Origin of the sequence: Sorangium sp. So ce1153 (assembly GCF_051521595.1) — a bacterium.
Taxonomy (GTDB): Bacteria; Myxococcota_A; Polyangia; order Polyangiales; family Polyangiaceae; genus Sorangium.
Genome location: NZ_CP150361.1, coordinates 9,789,738 through 9,807,261, shown reverse-complemented (window position 1 = coordinate 9,807,261; position 17,524 = coordinate 9,789,738). Strand labels below are relative to the sequence as shown.

At 73.1% G+C, this 17,524-nt stretch carries 16 protein-coding genes; 12 read left to right on the top strand and 4 right to left on the bottom strand.

What is annotated here, in order from left to right; all coding sequences use genetic code 11:
- Positions 1-41: 41 nt before the first annotated feature.
- The 3 genes from WME85_RS35305 to WME85_RS35295 form a co-directional block, all read right to left on the bottom strand.
- Positions 42-1,106 (bottom strand): 1-aminocyclopropane-1-carboxylate deaminase/D-cysteine desulfhydrase, encoded by a 1,065-nt coding sequence (locus WME85_RS35305; RefSeq protein WP_437827495.1) that lies wholly within the window; start codon positions 1,104-1,106, stop codon positions 42-44.
- 58 nt (positions 1,107-1,164) lie between these two features.
- A complete protein-coding gene (locus WME85_RS35300; protein ID WP_437303444.1) occupies positions 1,165-1,626 on the bottom strand; it encodes a PaaI family thioesterase in 462 nt (153 codons plus the stop codon).
- Between the two features lie 67 nt (positions 1,627-1,693).
- Entirely contained in the window at positions 1,694-3,319 is a 1,626-nt protein-coding gene (locus WME85_RS35295) for a long-chain fatty acid--CoA ligase (protein WP_437827494.1), read from the bottom strand.
- Between the two features lie 341 nt (positions 3,320-3,660).
- Between WME85_RS35295 and WME85_RS35290 the strand changes: the two genes are divergently transcribed.
- Entirely contained in the window at positions 3,661-4,572 is a 912-nt protein-coding gene (locus WME85_RS35290; protein ID WP_437827493.1) for a glutathione S-transferase family protein, read from the top strand.
- A 173-nt stretch (positions 4,573-4,745) separates the two neighbouring features.
- On the opposite strand, the gene WME85_RS35285 is transcribed toward WME85_RS35290, so the two are convergent.
- Positions 4,746-5,432, bottom strand: coding sequence for a hypothetical protein (locus WME85_RS35285; RefSeq protein ID WP_437827492.1), 687 nt, complete (start codon positions 5,430-5,432; stop codon positions 4,746-4,748).
- A gap of 299 nt (positions 5,433-5,731) precedes the next feature.
- Between WME85_RS35285 and WME85_RS35280 the strand changes: the two genes are divergently transcribed.
- The 11 genes from WME85_RS35280 (at position 5,732) to WME85_RS35230 (ending at position 17,506) form a co-directional block, all read left to right on the top strand.
- The gene (locus WME85_RS35280; RefSeq protein WP_437827491.1) at positions 5,732-6,430 is read left to right on the top strand and encodes a RibD family protein; all 699 of its coding nucleotides are present in this window, start codon (positions 5,732-5,734) and stop codon (positions 6,428-6,430) included.
- Positions 6,414-7,445 (top strand): zinc-binding dehydrogenase, encoded by a 1,032-nt coding sequence (locus tag WME85_RS35275; RefSeq protein ID WP_437827490.1) that lies wholly within the window; start codon positions 6,414-6,416, stop codon positions 7,443-7,445. Before WME85_RS35280 ends, WME85_RS35275 begins: the two co-directional genes overlap by 17 nt.
- A 201-nt stretch (positions 7,446-7,646) precedes the next feature.
- The gene (locus WME85_RS35270; RefSeq protein WP_436622083.1) at positions 7,647-8,045 is read left to right on the top strand and encodes a 6-pyruvoyl trahydropterin synthase family protein; all 399 of its coding nucleotides are present in this window, start codon (positions 7,647-7,649) and stop codon (positions 8,043-8,045) included.
- A 753-nt stretch (positions 8,046-8,798) separates the two neighbouring features.
- On the top strand, positions 8,799-11,348 hold the full coding sequence (gene nirB / locus WME85_RS35265) for a nitrite reductase large subunit NirB (RefSeq protein WP_437827489.1): 2,550 nt from the start codon (positions 8,799-8,801) through the stop codon (positions 11,346-11,348).
- Positions 11,349-11,451: 103 nt separating this feature from the next.
- Positions 11,452-11,874, top strand: a complete 423-nt coding sequence (locus tag WME85_RS35260; RefSeq protein ID WP_437827488.1) for a Rieske (2Fe-2S) protein — start codon at positions 11,452-11,454, stop codon at positions 11,872-11,874.
- Positions 11,871-12,635 carry an HPP family protein gene (locus WME85_RS35255; protein WP_437827487.1) on the top strand — a complete coding sequence of 255 codons (765 nt, stop codon included), beginning with the start codon at positions 11,871-11,873 and terminating at the stop codon, positions 12,633-12,635. Before WME85_RS35260 ends, WME85_RS35255 begins: the two co-directional genes overlap by 4 nt.
- Entirely contained in the window at positions 12,632-13,756 is a 1,125-nt protein-coding gene (locus tag WME85_RS35250; protein ID WP_437827486.1) for an MFS transporter, read from the top strand. Before WME85_RS35255 ends, WME85_RS35250 begins: the two co-directional genes overlap by 4 nt.
- Before the next feature lie 25 nt (positions 13,757-13,781).
- Positions 13,782-16,007, top strand: coding sequence for a molybdopterin oxidoreductase family protein (locus WME85_RS35245; RefSeq protein ID WP_437827485.1), 2,226 nt, complete (start codon positions 13,782-13,784; stop codon positions 16,005-16,007).
- On the top strand, positions 16,004-16,702 hold the full coding sequence (locus WME85_RS35240) for a 4Fe-4S dicluster domain-containing protein (protein ID WP_437827484.1): 699 nt from the start codon (positions 16,004-16,006) through the stop codon (positions 16,700-16,702). Before WME85_RS35245 ends, WME85_RS35240 begins: the two co-directional genes overlap by 4 nt.
- The gene (locus WME85_RS35235; RefSeq protein ID WP_437827483.1) at positions 16,699-17,226 is read left to right on the top strand and encodes a ubiquinol-cytochrome c reductase iron-sulfur subunit; all 528 of its coding nucleotides are present in this window, start codon (positions 16,699-16,701) and stop codon (positions 17,224-17,226) included. The genes WME85_RS35240 and WME85_RS35235 overlap by 4 nt, the downstream gene beginning before the upstream one ends.
- A 64-nt stretch (positions 17,227-17,290) precedes the next feature.
- A complete protein-coding gene (locus tag WME85_RS35230; RefSeq protein ID WP_437827482.1) occupies positions 17,291-17,506 on the top strand; it encodes a DUF6755 family protein in 216 nt (71 codons plus the stop codon).
- Positions 17,507-17,524: the final 18 nt, after the last annotated feature.

The window sequence follows — 17,524 nt, the reverse complement described above, 5'->3', positions numbered from 1 at the left end:
ACAGCAGCAGCACGCTATCGACACGGCGATATGTAGGTTTCTTATCGAGAACCGCCGCCGCAGTGGGCGCCCAGGCGCCGCGACAGCTCGGGCGGGAGGCGCTCGCAGAAGCCTTCCGGCCTGGGCAACGGCTCGCGCCGCGCTGTGTGCCAGAACAGCACCGGGCCGAGCCGGCGAGCCCGCGCGTCCTTCATGAGCGCCGCCATGGCCTTGCCGGTATAGACCGGCTCCAGCGAGATGCCCTCGGCCGCGAGCGCCTCGCACGCGGCGAGCGACTCGGGCGTGGGCGAGCCGTAGCCGCGGCCCAGATGGCCGTGGACGACGTCGATCGGCGCGGCGGGCGGCACGGGCGCGACGCCCGCGCGCGCCAGGAACGCGCGGAGCTCGGCCGTGAGGGCGCGCAGACGGAGGCGCGAGGCGAGGAGGCGCTCGACCACGGCGACGGCGACGACCCGCGAGCGCAGGCCGCCGAGCGCGAGGCCGACAGCGAGCCCGACGGCGGTGCCGCCGGAGCCGAGCGCGACATAGACGCGCGAAGGCTCAGGGAGCTCGCCGGCCCGGACCTGCGCGCACAGCTCCAGCGCCGCGCGCACGGCGCCCACCATGCCGAGCGCCGACGTGCCGCCGAGCGGGACGATCGCGGCGCCGTCGCCGTCCCGCGCGCGGAGCGGCAGGAAGAGCGACGGGCGCGCGAGCGCGAGCGCGAGCCGCGAGCGATAGAAGCGGATCGAGGCCGGTCCCGAGGCGATGAACGCGAGGTTGTCGACGACGCTCCGCGAGAGGTCGGTCCAGAACAGGTGCGCGTGCACGCGCCGGCCGAGCCGCTCCGCCGCGACGACGAGCGCCGCCACGTTGCCCGAGCCGATACCGCCCGCCGCGGACCACGCCGCCGCGGTCGACAGGGGGGGCGCGGCGAGCAGGTAGTCGAGCTTCCGCATCTTCATCCCGCCGTGGCGGGGCTCGCACAGGTCGTCGCGCTTGATGCCCAGGAAATCGAGGCCCAGCGCGGCTGCGAGCCGCGGCAGCGACGCGACAGGCGAGGGCCCGACGACCCAGCCGAGGCGGGGGATGCGGTCGATCATCCGGAGGGCGGCGACGTCGTCCAACGAGGCACCTCGCGTAGGCGGCGGTCAGCGGTCAGCGGTCAGCGGTCAGCGCTCGGCGTCAGCCCGGCGCGCCGGGGCGCTGCCCCGCGAGCACCGCGTCCGGCTCCAGCACGAGGAGGCGCACGCGCCCCGTGGCGCAGAGCCGGCCCTCCTCGTCGTGCACCGAGGCCTCCCACACCTGCGTGCGCCGGCCGCGGTCGAGCGGCCGCGCCGTGGCGCGGAGCCGCCCCGACCGGACCGCGCGCAGGAAGCTCGTGTGGTTCTCGAGCCCGACGACCGAGCGGCCCGCCGGCAACGCGTGGAGCGCCGCGCCGATCGACGCCAGCGTCTCGACGATGCCGGCGTGGACGCCGCCGTGCACGACGCCGTAGGCCTGCCGGTGCTGCGGCCCGATGTCGAGCTCGGCCTCCACCTCGTCGCGCGTGGCGCGGATCAGCCGCAGACCCATGGCGTTGATCCAGCCGTCGATGCCGGCGGCGTTGAGCGCGGCGGCGAAGTCCTCGGGGTCCCCTTCGGCCATGGAGGCAGCGTAGTACACGCGCCGCCGGGATCGCCCGGCGATTTCTCCCCCGGCGCGCGCGGGCGCGTCAGCCGGAGGGCTTCCCCGTGAGGAGATCGGCGAACTCCTCGCGCAGCTTCGACTTCAGGAACTTGCCGGTCGAGGTGCGCGGGATCCGCTCGACGAAGAGGTACTCGTCCGGGAGCCAGAACTTCGCGAACCGGGGCTCGAGGTGGGCGCGGAGCTCGTCCTTCGACGCCGTCTGCCCCTGCCGCAGCACGACGGCCGCGAGCGGGCGCTCGCTCCAGACCGGGTGGCGCGCCGCGAACACGGCGGCCTCGAGGACCGCGGGGTGGCTCATCAGCGCGTTCTCGAGCGCCACCGAGCTGATCCACTCGCCGCCCGACTTGATCACGTCCTTCGAGCGATCCGTGATGCGCATGTACCCCTCGCCGTCGATCGTCACGACGTCGCCGGTCTTGAACCAGCCGTCCTTCGTGAAGCGATCCTCGCCCTCGTCGCCGAAGTACGACGAGGCGACCCAGGGGCCCCGCACCTCGAGCTCGCCCATGCTCTGGCCGTCCCAGGGCAGCGGCTCGTCGTCCAGGCCGACGTGGCGCTGGTCGATGAAGGGGACCGGGTAGCCCTGCGACGCGCGCGTGTCGAGCGAGTCGGCGGCCGGGCCGAGGCTCGCCCGGACGTGCGCGATGGTGCCGAGCGGGTTCGTCTCCGTCATGCCCCACGCGTGCGTGACCGTGAGCCCGTGGCGCGCGCGGAAGCCGTCGAGGAGCGACGGGGGCGCCGCCGCGCCGCCGATCACCATCGAGCGCATCGCCGAGAGATCCCAGCGCCCCGGGTGCTCGTCGAGGAGCGCGAGGATGCCGAGCCAGATCGTGGGGACGCCGGCGGCGAACGTGACGCGCTCCCTGGCCATGAGGTCGAGCAGCGACGCGGGGTCGAGGTGCGGGCCGGGGAGGACGATCCTGGCGCCCGCCGCGACCGCCGAGTACGGCATGCCCCAGGCCATCGCGTGGAACATGGGCACGACCGGCAGGACCACGTCGCGCTCGCGGAAGCCGAGCGTGTCGTGCATGCACGAGACGAGCGTGTGGAGGACGATCGAGCGGTGGCTGTAGAGGACGCCCTTCGGGTTGCCCGTCGTGCCGGACGTGTAGCAGAGCATGGCGGCGGCGCGCTCATCGAGCGCCGGGAAGTCGAAGTGATCCGGCTCGGGCGCGAGCAGCGCCTCGTAGTCGAGGCCGTCGCCCTCCACGGGCCCGTCGTCCCCGACGACGATGACGCGCCGGATACAGCGGACCTGCGGCGCGAACTTGCGGTAGAGCGGGAGCAGCGAGCGGTCGACGACGAGGACCTTGTCCTCGGCGTGCGAGGCGATGTACCCGAGCTCGCTCGGGTGGAGGCGCAGGTTGAGGGTGTGGACGACCGCGCCCATCGCGGGCACGCCGAGGTAGAGCTCGAGGTGCCGCGCGTGGTTCCAGCAGAGCGTCGCCACGCGGTCGCCCGCGCCGACGCCGAGCCGCGTGAGCGCGTGCGCGAGCTTCGCGGCGCGGCGGTGCAGATCGGCGTAGGTCGAGCGGGAGGAGGTCCTGTCCGGGTTCTGCGTCACGATCTCGCAGCGACCGTGGTACGTCCTCGCCCGCTCGAGGAAGTGCGTCAGCGTCAGCGGATAATCCATCATGCGGCCGGCGAGCATGGGTGGTGCCTCCTTACTCCCGCGGTGAGCGGGATCGATCCGATCGGTGAGGAGGGCGCTCCGAGGACGCCGCGACGCGCGGCGCTGCCCCCCGGGGGCGTAGGCTAGCGGCTCGCGGGCGGCGCGGCGCGGGGGAACGGAGCGGCGCGCCGGCCGTCGGATCGACCGGGCGCGGCGCTCGACGGGGCGGCGACGCTGGCGCCGCGGTGGGCCGACCGGCCCGGCCGTCGGGCGCTGGTGAGGGACGGCGGCGGGCGATCGCAAGATCCTCCAAGAACGGCGCGGGCGCGCTCCCCAAGATGGCCGTCGACCCGAGGAGGTCACAGCAAGGGAGATCGTCCATGGTCGAGCTCATTCTTCACCACTATCCACTGTCGCTCTTCGCGGAGAAGATCCGCCGGATCTTCGCGTACAAGAAGATGGCGTGGCGTTCGGTCGAGCAGCCGATGATGGCGCCGAAGCCGGATCTGACGCCGCTCACCGGCGGGTACCGGCGGATCCCGGTCCTGCAGATCGGCGCCGACATCTACTGTGACACGGCGTGCATCGCGCGGCGGCTGGAGCAGCTCCAGCCGGACCCCGCCTGCCTCCCGGCGGACCAGGCCGGCGTGGCCGCGCTGATCGAGGACTGGGCGGACCACCGGTTCATGTCGCAGGTCGTGCCGCCGGTGGTCGTCGAGCTGCTCGCCGTCCTGCCGCCCGGCATCCTGATCGACCGCGCGGCGATGTCGCCGGCGATGAGCGAGGACGTGGTCCGCCGGGCGGCGCCGCACGCCCTGGGCCAGGCGCGGCTCTCGCTCGATCGGCTGGAGAGCCAGCTCCACGGCCGGCCCTTCCTGCTGGGCGACGCGTTCTCGATCGCGGACGCGGCGTGCTTTCACCCGGTCTGGTTCCTGAGGCGGAGCGCCCGGCTCTCGGCCGAGATCGAGGCGCGGCCGGCGCTCGCGGCGTGGTTCGCGCGCGTCGAGGGCTTCGGCCCGGGCGACGTTCGGCCGATGACCGCCGCCGAGGCGCTCGCGATCGCCCGCGCGTCCGAGCCGGCGGACGTCGCCGGCGGGGAGAGCGCCGCCGGGGAGGAGCTCCGGCCGGGAGACGCCGTGACGATCACGGCCGACGACTACGGTCCCGAGGAGAGCCGCGGCGTCGTCGCGCGGCTCTCGGCCTCCGAGATCACGGTCCGGCGCCGCGATCCGGCCGTGGGGGAGATCGCGCTGCACTTTCCGCGCGCGGGATATCGCATCAGGAAGCAGTGATCCGCGCGGAGCGGCCACGCCGCGCGCCGGGCCTGCTCGCTGCCCCGGTCGCCCGCCGGGCGTGAGCCCGTCGCGGCGCACCTCCATGTCGACGATGGCGCTGTGCTTCAAGGGTCGAGGCAACGAAACGCGTCCTGATGAGCGGTGAAGCCGCGACCCCGGCAGACCGCCGGCTACTGCGGCTTCGGCGCGGCGCGCCTGAACGCGCGCATGTGGAAGCGCCGCTGTTCCTCGGGATAGATGTGCTCCTGGCCGACAGGACAAGCGCGGCGCGACAGGCACCCTCCGGTCATGCAGGACGCGTCCGGGCCCGCGTCGAGGTGGCGGACGCAGGCGGCGACATCGTAGCTGCCAGGGGAGAACGCGGAGACGGGGCAGGCGCTCAGGCAGGGCCTGTCGGCGCAGGAGGCGCAGGGGCTCGGCGCGTCCTCTCGCGGCGGGAGCGAGAGCCGCTCCGTGAAGACGAGCGCAGCGCGGTAGCCGTGCCACAGGCCGAAGCGCGGGTGGATGAGGATGCCGAGGGGCGACGGATAGACAGGCTCGGCGCGCTGCGCCCAGCGCTGGAATGGCCAGTAGGGAGGGCCGGTGAACGGGAAGAGCGCGGCCGCGCCGAGCTCCGCCGCGAGCGCGGAGACCACGGCGGAGGTCCAGTCGTCGAGCGCGAGATCGGGGGCCTCCTCCCGGGCGCGCGAGAACGCGCGCCACATCGACGGCCCCGCGTTGCCGAGCAACACGAGCGTCCCCGCCGCGAGGTCCCCGGCCGGCGGGACGGCGTCGTCGTCGCGAGGGTGGAACCCGCCGCGCAGCGGGATGCCCGCGCGCTCGCAGCGCGCCGAGAGCTCAGGCCAGTCGAGGGGCATGGCCGCGCGATTAGAGCGCCAGGCGCGGCGCGGCAAGCGAGCGCTGGGCCGGGGGCATCCGGTCTCCCCCGAGCCGCTCCCCATGGGCTGTTCGCGCGGAGCCGTTCGCGTCGGGCCGCTCTCCCCGAGCCATCTGCGCCGAGCCGCTCGCGCGCTCTCCTCCCCTGGCCGGGCGTTCTGATCTAGAGTGCCGGCGTGGCCCGGAGGCTCCGTTGCCGGCTCGGGACGACGACGCAGTCCCCCCTCGCCCGCGCGGCGCGCGCGCCCGTCCGCGCCGCGCCGGCGCACGCGAGCGCGCCATGAGCGCGCCGCGACCGCTCGTCACGCTCCACTTCGCCCAGACGCTCGACGGACGCATCGCGACCCCGGGCGAGCGCGTCGGGCTCAGCACGCCCGCTGGCATCGCGCACGCCCACCGGGCTCGCGCGGACCACGACGCGGTGCTCGTCGGCATCCGCACCGTCGTCATCGACGACCCCCTCCTCACCGTGCGCGCATGCGCAGGGCCCCAGCCCTTGCGCGTGGTCCTGGCGAGCGCCCTCGGCGTGCCCGAGGGGGCGCGCCTGCTGACGTCGCCCGGCCACCCATCGTCAGGCGAGCCGCCAGGCGGGCGCGTGCTCGTCATCGGCGCCGCAGGCCGCGCGCCGGACGCGGCGCGGGCGCGACTCGAGGAGCGCGGCGCGGAGGTCGTCATCGTGCCCGCGAACGACAGCGGCCGCGTCTCGCTGCCGCACGCGCTCGCCGAGCTCCACGCGCGCGGCGTCCGGCGGCTGCTCGTCGAGGGCGGCGGCATGGTGCTCACGTCGTTCCTGCGCGCGCGGCTCGCCGACCGCGCCGAGGTCGAGATCGCGCCGCGCCTCTTCGGCGACACGGCGATCCCCGCGGTCGGCGCGCTGGGCGAGGCGCCGCTCGCGTCGGCGATCGACCTGCGCGAGGCAGCCGTCGAGCTGCTGGGGGGCAACCTGCTGCTGCGAGGAGACATTGGCTACCCCGACTGACGCCGCCGCGCCGCCCGCGAGAGAGCTCTGGTTCGTCCGCCCCGGCGCCGTCGAGGTGCGGCCAGGCGCCCCGCCGCGCGCGCCCGAGGGCGGCGAGATCGTCGCGCGCGCGGTCGCCTCGGGCGTCAGTCAGGGGACGGAGCTCCTGCTGTTCCGCGGCGAGGGGCCGACGCCTTTCGATCCGTCGCTCGACGCGCCAGGCGCGCCAACCTACCCGCGCCGCTACGGCTACGCGTGGGTGGGCGAGGTCGTCGCCCGCGGCGAAGGGGCGGCGCTCGCGCTCGGCGACCGCGTCTTCGCGCTGGCGCCGCACGGCGACGTGCACCTGCTCGGGCCGGGCGCGGCGCGCGCCCTGCCCCGCGCGATCCCGGGCGAGCGCGCGGTGCTGGCCGCGAACCTCGAGACGGCGATCACGTGCGTGTGGGACGCGGGGATCGGGCTCGGAGACGCGGTGGTGGTGCTCGGCGGCGGGATCGTCGGGCTGCTCGTCGTGGCGCTCGCGCGGCGCGCGGGCGCGGAGGTCCGGCTGGTCGAGCCGAGCGAGCGGCGGCGTCAGGCCGGCCTCGCGCTCGGCGCCGCCGCGGCGACCCGGCCGGAGGACGACCGGCCGCGCGGCGACGCGGACGTCGTGATCGCCGCGACGGGCGACCCGAGCGAGCTCGACCGCGCGATCGCGCACGCGGGGCGCGACGCGACGGTGACCGTCGCGTCGTTCTACGGGGCGCGCACGAGCCCGGTCGCGCTCGGCGCGGAGTTCCACCGCCGCCGGCTGCGCCTCCGCGCGAGCCAGGTCTCGACGATCCCGCCCGAGCGCGCGCCCCGCTGGGACCACGCGCGGCGGTTCGCGCTCGTCCGCGCGCTGCTGGAGGACCCCGCGCTCGACGCGCTGCTGGACCCGCCCGTCCCGTTCGACGCGGCGCCGTCGGCCTACGCCGAGCTCGCGGCCGAGCCCGGCGCGCGGCTGCAGACGGTCTTCCAGTACGGATCGGGATCGGCTACGCGAGGGGCGACCTAGCGCGGTGAGCGGCCGCGCCGGGGACAACGAACCGGAACGAGAAAACCGCCAAGACCGCCAAGATCGCCATGCGCGCCATGAGTAGAAAATTTCATTCCTCTTGGCGTCCTTGGACTCCTTGGCGGTTCATCTCCCTGCTCGTCTCAGCACCGCTTGGCGGTTCATCTCCTCCTCGTCTCAGCACCGCTCCAGAGGCCTGACATGTTCCTCCTCGGCGTCAGCGATCACGTGATGATCGCCCACAGCTTCTCCGATCCGTTCTTCGGCCCGGCGACCCGGATGCACGGCGCGACGTACGCCGTCGAGGTCGAGATCCGCGCCAAGGCGCTCGGGCCGCACCACGTGGTCATGGACATCGGCGCGCTGCACGCGTCGCTGCGCCGGGCGCTCGACACGATCGACTACCAGAACCTCGACGAGCACCAGGCATTCCCCGGGCGCACCTCGACGACCGAACGCGTGGCCGAGCACGTGGCCGGGCTCCTCGCCGCGGACATCGCGAAGCTCCCCGAAGATGAGGCGCCCGTCGCCGGCGCGACGCTGAGGGTGCTCGTGCGCGAGTCGCCCACGGCGTACGCGGGCTTCGAGCGCGACCTGTAGCGGCCTCCCGCCGCTCGGGCTCGGCTGTCCCGCCGGCTGCGCGAGCGGCGCGCTGACGCGCGCCCACAAGGAGCACAGTCGGCTCCCGCCTCCACAACAAGGCTGCGCCGCGCCCACAACGAGGCTGCGCCGCGCTCACAACGAGGCTGCGCCGCGCTCACAACGAGGCTGCGCCGCGCTCACAACGAGGCTGCGCCGCGCTCACAACAAGGCTGCGCCGCGCCCACAACAAGGCTGCGCCGCGCTTATTCCTCCGTCACGAAGTCCTCGCAGATGTCGTTCGCTCCGGCTGCGCCGCGCTCACAGCAAGGCTGCGCCGCGCCCACAACAAGGCTGCGCCGCGCTTATTCCTCTGTCACGACGCCGTCGCAGACGTCGTTCGCTCCGGCGCCTGTCGCGCTCGCCAGGCATCCGCGCGGTTTCTCACGGCGCGATCGGGGCTCGCCTGATTCGTCACGACACCCGGAACCAGACGTCTGCCTGATTCCGTCTCCTGGGCCACAAGGACGCTGTGCATGAAGGCTGGCGCACAAAGCTGGAGCGACTGATGCATCCAGGATGCATCTGTAGATCCATGGCGAAAAGCGGCTGAGCGCTCTTTGCCCATGCTCTGGGCAGCGATGGAGCGCTGTCTCCGGGGCGCGGACCGGCGCGCGCGCCTGCCCGGTGGACGACCGGGCTCGGCGGCATGTCGGGCCCGCGCGCGCAGCTGTCCGCAGTCAGTGGCTGTCTGGATAAGGAGGAGTGAGTCTCATGAGGAATGCATCGGGACCTGCCGCGCGCGAGGGCGGCACCACCAGCACGAGCGGGCGAGAGGTCCCACTACAGGAAAGAAAGCGGCTCGTGGTGATCGGCAACGGGATGGCCGGCGCGCGGCTCGTGGAGGAGATCCTGGCGCGCGGGGGCAAGGATCGCTTCGAGATCGTCATGTTCGGCGACGAGCCCTACGGCAATTACAACCGCATCCTGCTGTCGAACGTCCTCGCCGGGACCCAGGACCCGGAGGACATCTTCATCAACCCGCTGTCCTGGTACGAGGAGAACGACATCCGCCTCCACGCCGGCGTCCGGGTCACCTCGATCGACCGCGACAGCAAGGTCGTCCGCGGGGCGTCGGGCGTCGTCGAGGCCTACGACAAGCTCGTCATCGCCACCGGGAGCAGCGCCTTCGTCCCGAGGATCGACGGCCTGCTGCGCGAGGGCGGGGGCTACAAGGAAGGCGCGTTCGTGTTCAGGACGCTCGACGACTGCAGCGGCATCATCGAGCGCGCGGGGCGGTCGCGGCGGGCGGCCGTGATCGGCGGCGGGCTCCTCGGCCTCGAGGCAGCGCGCGGCCTGCTCGGGCTCGGCCTGGAGGTCCACGTGGTGCACCTGATGAAGCACCTCATGGAGGTGCAGCTCGACGCGGCCGGGGGCGCCGTCCTCCAGCGCGCCCTGGAGGGCATGGGGCTCACCATCCATCTGGAGCGGTCCACCCGGGAGATCCTCGGCCAGGAGCGGGTCGAGGGGCTCCGCTTCGAGGACGGGAGCGAGCTCGCGTGCGATCTCGTGGTGATCTCCGCCGGCATCCGGCCGAACGTGCAGCTCGCGCGCGACGCGGGGCTCACCGTCGAGCGGGGGATCGTCGTGGGAGACGACCTCTGCTCGCCCGATGACCCGGACATCCACGCGCTCGGCGAGTGCGTCCAGCACCGCGGGCGCACCTACGGGCTCGTCGCCCCGCTCTGGGAGCAGGCGCAGGTCCTCGCCGATCGCCTCGCCGGGCGCAGGCCCGACGCGGCCTACGTGGGCTCGAAGGTCTCGACCAAGCTCAAGGTGATGGGCGTCGACCTCGTGGTCATGGGGGAGCAGAGCGCCGCGGACGACACGGCGGAGGAGGTCGCCTACGTCGAGCAGGCGCGGGGGATCTACCGGAAGCTCGTGATCCGGGGCGGGACGCTCGCCGGCGCCATCCTGCTCGGCGAGGGGGCGACCGGCGGCGGCCGGCTGCTCCAGATCTTCGAGCGGGGGCTCGAGGTCCCCGACAACCGCGCGGAGCTCCTCTTCCCCGGCTTCGCCGGCGGCGGCGCGGGCGCGGGCGAGCCCAGCATGGCGGACCTGCCGGACGAGGCGCAGGTGTGCAACTGCAACGGCGTCTCGAAAGGCCAGATCGCCGCGGCGGCGCGGGGCGGCTGCCGCACGCTCCGGCAGGCGTGCCAGGCGACGCGCGCCGGCACCGGCTGCGGGGCGTGCAAGCCCCAGGTGCAGGCCGTCCTCGAGCTCGTCCTCGGCGACGGCGCGATGGAGGACCCCTCGGTCCACTACTACGTGCCCGGCGTGCCCCACGCGAAGCCGGAGCTCATCCGGCTCGTGAAGGAGCGCGGCCTGCGCAGCGTCTCGTCGGTGTTCCGGGAGCTCGCGGGCGGGAAAGAGGACATCGCGAGCAAGCCGGGGCTGGCCTCGCTGCTCAAGGGCATCTGGGGGAAGGAGTACGAGGACGAGCGCGACGCGCGCTTCATCAACGACCGCGTGCACGCGAACATCCAGCGAGACGGGACGTTCAGCGTCATCCCGCGCATCTACGGCGGCGTCACGTCGCCGGCCCAGCTCCGGAAGATCGCCGACGTGGCCGAGCGCTACGACGCGAAGATGGTGAAGATCACCGGCGGCCAGCGGATCGACATCCTCGGCATCGCGAAGGACAGGCTGCCGGACGTGTGGCGCGACCTCGGCATGCCGTCCGGTCACGCTTACACGAAGGGATTCCGCACCTGCAAGACGTGCGTCGGCAGCGAGTTCTGCCGGTACGGGGTGGGGGACAGCACGTCGCTCGGCATCGCGATCGAGCGGCGATTCCAGGGCTTCGAGGCGCCCCACAAGCTGAAGCTCGCCACCGCCGGGTGCCCTCGCAACTGCTCGGAGGCGACGACCAAGGACGTGGGCGCCGTCGCCATCGAGGGCGGCAGGTGGGAGATCTACGTGGGAGGCGGGGCGGGCTCGCGCGTGAGGAAGGGAGACCTGCTCTGCGTGGTGGATACGCACGAGGAGGTCATCCGGTACGCGGGCCGCTTCATGCAGTATTACCGCGAGCAGGCCAGGTACATGGAGCGCTCGTATGATTTCGTCGATCGAGTCGGTATCGAAAAGGTGCGGCGGGTGATCGTGGACGACGCCGAGGGGATCGCGGCGCGCCTCGACGCGGAGGTCGAGGCCTCGGTCGAGGCGTATGTCGACCCCTGGAGCGAGGCGGAGAGCCCGATCCACCCGTCCCAGTTCACGACCCTGCTCCCGCCGCCGGGCAGCGCGCCCGCGCAGGTGGAGTAGGGCGGAAGCGATGGAGAGGAGCGCCGGGAACAGGTAGAGCGTCCCGGCGGAGATGAGGAGTTTTCTCCTGCCGGCGCGCGCCGGCAGGAGAGGAGGTTCTGTGATGAGCGACATCGCGCTGGATGAGAAGACTGTCTTCAACCTTGGCCCGCTGACCCAGATCCCCGTGGGCGAGGGGCGGGCATTCCACGTCGGCGGCCGCGAGGTGGCCGTGTTCCGGACGCGCGCTGGCGAGCTGTTCGCCGTGCAGGCGCGCTGCCCCCACAAGGGGGGGCCGCTCGCGGACGGGATCCTCGGGGGGAAGGACATCCAGTGCCCCCTGCACGGGATCGCCTTCGACCTCTCGACCGGCCGCCCGATCGGGGCCGAGTGCAGCGCGCTCGCGCGCTTCCGGGTGGAGCTGAGCGCGTCGGAGGAGGTCCTCCTCCACGCTTCGCGCCCCGGCGTCGACCTGCCGCAGTGGCCCTGCGGGGGGCCACCTCCGCTCCCGCAGCTGCGGAGCGAGCGCGGGGCCCGCGGCGAATGAGGGGCGAGAGCGACAGCCGAGCCGCGCCGCCGCCGGCGGAGCCGTGGGGCGAGGGGCGCGGCTACGGCCCGATCTCGCCGCAGCACCCGATCGGCGGCGAGATGTCGGACGTCGCGCGCGGGATCTTCTCGCGCCTGCGGCTGCCGCGGCTCCTGCAGCGCTACGCCGAGGTGCCGGTGCTCGCGGTTTTCAGCTGCGTGAACGGGTTCGTGAGCATCGGCCTCATGGCGGCCCTCGCCGCGGTGACCAAGGCGCCGCTCGTGTTCCCGTCGCTCGGGCCGACCGCCTTCCTGTTCTTCTACACGCCGAGGGCCGCCTCGGCCGCGCCGCGCAACACCCTCATCGGGCACAGCATCGCCATCGCGGTCGCCTACGTCAGCCTGCTCCTCACGGGGCTGACGGACGCCGGCCCGGCGATCTCCGGCGGCGTGACCCTCCCGCGCGCCCTGGCCGCGGCGCTCTCGCTGGGGCTCACGGCCGGCCTCATGGTGCTCGCCCGCGCGCCCCACCCGCCCGCGGGCGCCACGACGCTCATCGTGTCGCTGGGCATCGTCGACCGGCCGCCGATGCTGCTCGTGCTCCTCGGGGGCGTCGCCCTGCTCACGCTGCAGGCCATCGTCATCAACCGCCTCGCGGGCATCGACTACCCGCTCTGGGCGCCGCGGCAGGCGCGCGCGGCGGCCAGAGCTGCGGATGACGCGCCGCCGCACCTCGCCGAGGAGCAGGCGCGCGCGGCGGCGGCCATGGAGGCGCAGCGATGAGCGCCGAGCTCGCCGGCTCCCGCGCGGCGCCTGCCCGCCCCCGCGAAGGCGCGAGCGCGCCGCTGCGCGCCCCGCTCGTCCACCTGGGCGCGGTCCGCAACGGGGTCGTCGCCACCGCCGCGCTCGCGGGGCTCATCGTCGTGGGCAGCCGCGATCTCGCGGACTTCGACTCCGCGCTCGTGGGCTACACCTTCGCTTGCCTCTTCATGACCTTCGGGGTCGTGTACCGGTACTCCGTCTGGCTCAGCAAGCCGCCGACCCGGATGTACTGGGTCCGCGGCTTCCAGGTGCTCTTCTCGCCGCGCCGCTGGCCGCGGCTCCGCCGCCCGACCCTCATCGTCAAGGCGCTCTGGTCGAAGATCATCGCGCAGGACTTCATCCTGCGGCGCGGCCTGACGCGGTGGATCGCGCACATGCTCATCGCGTGGGGCTGCACGCTGGCCGCGGCCGTGACGTTCCCGCTGGTGTTCGGCTGGCTTCACTTCGAGTCCGGCAGGGCCGGCGCGGGCGCGACCTACCGCGTCGTCGTCTTCGGCTTCCCGGTGTCCGAGATCCCGGTCCATGGAGTCGTGGGGTGGGCGGTCTTCCACGCGCTCATCGTCAGCGGGTTCATGGTCGTCCCCGGGGTGATGCTCGCCATGTTCCGCCGCACGCGGGAGAGCGGCGCGGTGGCGGTCCAGCGCTTCGAGCGCGACCTCCTGCCGCTCCTCCTGCTCTTCGCCGTGAGCGTGAGCGGACTCTTGCTCTGGGTGAGCTACACGTGGCTGCACGGGTATTTCTACGGCGCGCTCGCCCAGCTCCACGCGCTGACGGTGATCGTGACGCTCCTCTACTTGCCCTTCGGCAAGCTCTTCCACGTGTTCCAGCGCCCCGCGTCGGTGGGCGTCACGTTCTACAAGGAGGCCGGCGACAGGGGCGAGAAGGCGACCTGCCCGGTCACGGGCGAGGCGTTCGCGGCGAAGCTCCAGACCGACGACCTCAAGGAGGTGCTCGGGGAGGTGGGGTTCGATTACGCGCCGCGGTCGGGGACCGGCGCCGCGTGGAGCGAGGTCTCGCCGCGCGGGCGGCGGATGCTCATCGGCCGCGCGCACAACCGGGCCCGAGGCGGGCGCTTCTCGTGAGCGACAGGACGGGAGGAGACAGCACATGACGCACCTGAGACTGCCCATCGCCGAGTACATCCGCGAGTACGGACCGCACGTCTCCGACTCGCCCGTGACCGGGTGGGGGCCGAAGCCCGAGCCCGACAGGCTGGTCGAGACACACTGCTGCTTCTGCGGGATGCAGTGCGGCGTGAAGCTGCAAGTCAAGGACAACCGGGTCATCGGCCTGGAGCCGTGGGAGGAGTTCCCGTTCAACGAGGGGCGGCTCTGTCCGAAGGGCGTCAAGCGGTACATGCAGACGCACCACCCCGACCGCCTGACCGATCCGCTGATCCGGCAGGGGAGCGGGTTCCGGAAGGCGAGCTGGGACGAGGCGCTCGATCTCGTGGCGTCGAGGGCGCGCGCGATCCAGGGGAGGGCCGGCAAGGACGCCTTCGCGATGCTGAGCGGGGTGTCGCTCAGCAACGAGAAGAGCTACCTCGCGGGCAAGTTCGCGCGCCTCGCGCTCGGCACCGCCAACATCGATTACAACGGCCGGTTCTGCATGGTCTCCGCGGGCGCGGGGAACAAGAAGGCGTTCGGGATCGATCGCACGGCGAACGGCTGGGACGACATCCCCGACGCGGAGGTCGTGCTGCTCGCGGGCACCAACGTGAGCGAGTGCTTCCCGACGCTGACGCACTACATCTGGAGGGCGCGCGACCGCGGGGCGAAGCTCATCGTCGTCGACCCGCGCGAGACGCCCATCGGCCGCACGGCGGACTACCATGTTCCGCTGCGCCCGGGGACCGACAGCGCGCTCAACCAGGCGCTGCTCCACGAGCTCGTCGAGAACGGCTGGGTCGACCGGGAGTTCGTCGAGCAGCGCTGCGCCGGGTGGGCCGAGCTCCGCGCCTCGGTGGAGCGCTGCACGCCGGAGTGGGCCGCGGAGATCTGCGGCGTCCCGGCGGCGCTCATCCGCGAGGTCGCCGCGGCGTGGGGGCAGGCGAAGACGAGCTTCCTCCTGCACGCGCGCGGCGTGGAGCAGCACACGAAGGGCGTCGAGAACGTCCTCAGCCTGATCAACCTCGTGCTCGCCACCGGCAGGATCGGCCGCAAGGGCTGCGGCTACGGGACCATCACGGGGCAGGGGAACGGGCAGGGCGGGCGCGAGCACGGGCACAAGTGCGATCAGCTCCCCGGCAACCGCGATATCGAGAACCCCGAGCACCGCGAGCACATCTGCCGTGTCTGGGGGATCACCGACGCCGAGCTGCCGCGCAAGGGCAAGACCACGGTCGAGATCTTCGAGGCGATCCACGCGGGCGAGATCCGCGGGCTCCTCAACATCTGCTTCAACCCGATGGTCAGCCACCCCGACACCAACTTCGCGCGCGAGGCGCTCGAGAAGCTCGATTTCTTCTGCGTCATCGATTTCTTCATGAGCGAGACGGCCCGCTACGCGGACGTCGTGCTGCCCGGCTCGCTGCACGAGGAGGAAGAGGGCACCTCGACCACGGCGGAGGCCCGCGTGGTGCGCATCCGCGCCGCGGTGGACCCGCCGGGCAACGCGCGCCGGGACACGTGGATACTCCTCGAGCTCGCGCGGCGGCTCGGGAGGGGGGAGCATTTCGCGTTCTCGAGCAGCGAGGACGTCTTCAACGAGCTGCGCCGCGCGAGCGCGGGGGGGACCGCCGATTACGCCGGCATCACGTACGAGCGCATCGAGCGGGAGATGGGGGTGTTCTGGCCCTGCCCGTCGGAGGGGCACCCGGGGACACCGCGGCTGTTCGAGGACGGCAGGAGCTACCATCCGGACGGCAGGTTCAAGCTGATCCCGACGCCCTACCGCCCGAGCGCGGAGGTGCCCGACGTTGATTACCCGCTGTACATGACGTCGGGCCGGAGCGTGTTTCATTATCTCAGCGGGACGCAGACGCGGCGGATCAAGTTCCTCGTCGAGAAGAGCCCCGGCCCGGTCTGCGAGATGCACCCGGCGCTCGCGGCGGAGCTCCGCCTCGTGGACCGGCAGCTGGTCACGGTCGAGACCCGCCGCGGCGGGATCACGGTGCCGCTGCGGATCGTCGAGACGATCCGCCCGGACACGGTGTTCCTGCCGTACCACTGGCCCGAGGAGCTCGCCGCCAACCAGCTCACGGTCCGGGCGCTCGATCCCGTGAGCAAGATGCCGGAGTTCAAGGTCGCGGCGTGCCGGGTGCGCGCGGCGACCCGCGCGGAAGCCGATCGGGCGCGGTCGCTGTTCGCCGAGCTGCAACTGGAGGCCTCATGAGCGCTGTGGTGCGTGATTTCTTCATCGATTTTCAGCGGTGCATCGGCTGCCAGGCGTGCGCCGCGGCGTGCTCGGAGTGCCACACGCACCGCGGGCTGCCGATGGTGCACGTGGACCTCGTGGCGCCGGGCGTGTCGATGCAGACCGCGCCGATGGTCTGCATGCACTGCGCCGACCCGACGTGCGCGTCGGTCTGTCCGGCCGACGCCATCAAGGTGGATGAGAACGGGATCGTTCACTCGAGCCTGAAGCCCCGGTGCATCTCGTGCGGGAACTGCGAGCTGGCGTGTCCTTTCGGGGTCCCGATCATCAAGGCGGGGATCCAGCAGATGCAGAAATGCGACATGTGCTTCGACCGGACGAGCGCCGGGAAGAAGCCGATGTGCGCGACGGTCTGCCCCACGGGCGCGCTGTTCTACGGGACGCGCGAGGAGATGGCGCGGCAGCGGCCGGCGAGCAAGGCGATCAACCGCTGGCGGTTCGGCGAGCAGCGGATCACGACGCGCGTGCACGTGATGGTGCCGCACGAGGTGGACGAGATGGCGGTCGAGCTGCCCGCCTTCGACGAGGGCGGCGGCCCCGCGGCGCTCGCGACCGCCTTCGCGGCGAGCGCGGCCGGCGCGGCCAGCGCAGGTGGAGGGCGCGCGGCCGAGGCGGGCGGCGCGGGGGCGGGGGAGGAGGCGGAGTTCCTGTGAAGGGCGCGGACGATCTGCCGAAGTGGCGAGAGGACTTCCCTTACGAGTCGGAGGGCGACGACCACGTGACCCGCCGCGATTTCGCGCGCTTCCTCGTGCTGGTGAGCGGCGGGCTCGCGACCGGCAACGCCCTCGTGTACCTGCGCGCGCGCCGGCCGCCCGCGGAGCCGCGCGCGCGCGTGGAGATCGCGCGCGTCGACGACCTCGCGCCCGGGAGCGCCGCGGTCTTCCGCTACCCGGACGAGGCGACGCCGGCGCTGCTGATCCGCCGGGAGGACGGCGAGCTGGTCGCGTTCGAGCAGAAGTGCACCCACCTCGGCTGCCCTGTCGCCTACGAGCGGGGCGGCGGCGAGGGCGGGGAGGAGCACCTCCGGTGCTACTGCCACAACGGCCGCTTCGACGCGGCCTCGGGCGAGGGCACGTCCGGTCCGCCGCGCGACATGCGGCCGCTCGGGCGCATCGCGCTGGAGATAGAGGACGGCAAGGTGTTCGCGGTGGGGCTCTCGCCGCGGCGCGAGGGGTGAGGGGAGGAGAGCGATGCCGATCCCTGGACCGAGACATGATCTTCGCCCGGGCGCGAAGGGCGCCATGAGCGCGAGGCTGCTCGTCGTCGCGATGCTCTGCGCGTTCCAGTACTGGGTCCTCACGTCCACGGTCGAGGCGTACAACGGCGGTGATCGCGACATCCCGCTGCCCGCGCTCGCGACCTCGCTGGTGTGCTTCGCGCTGGGGGCCGGCCTGGTCGCGGCGGGGGAGCTGTCGGCCCCGCGCGCGCGTGGTAGACGATCGCCTCCCGGCGCGTGACGCCCCGGCGCGGCGCGC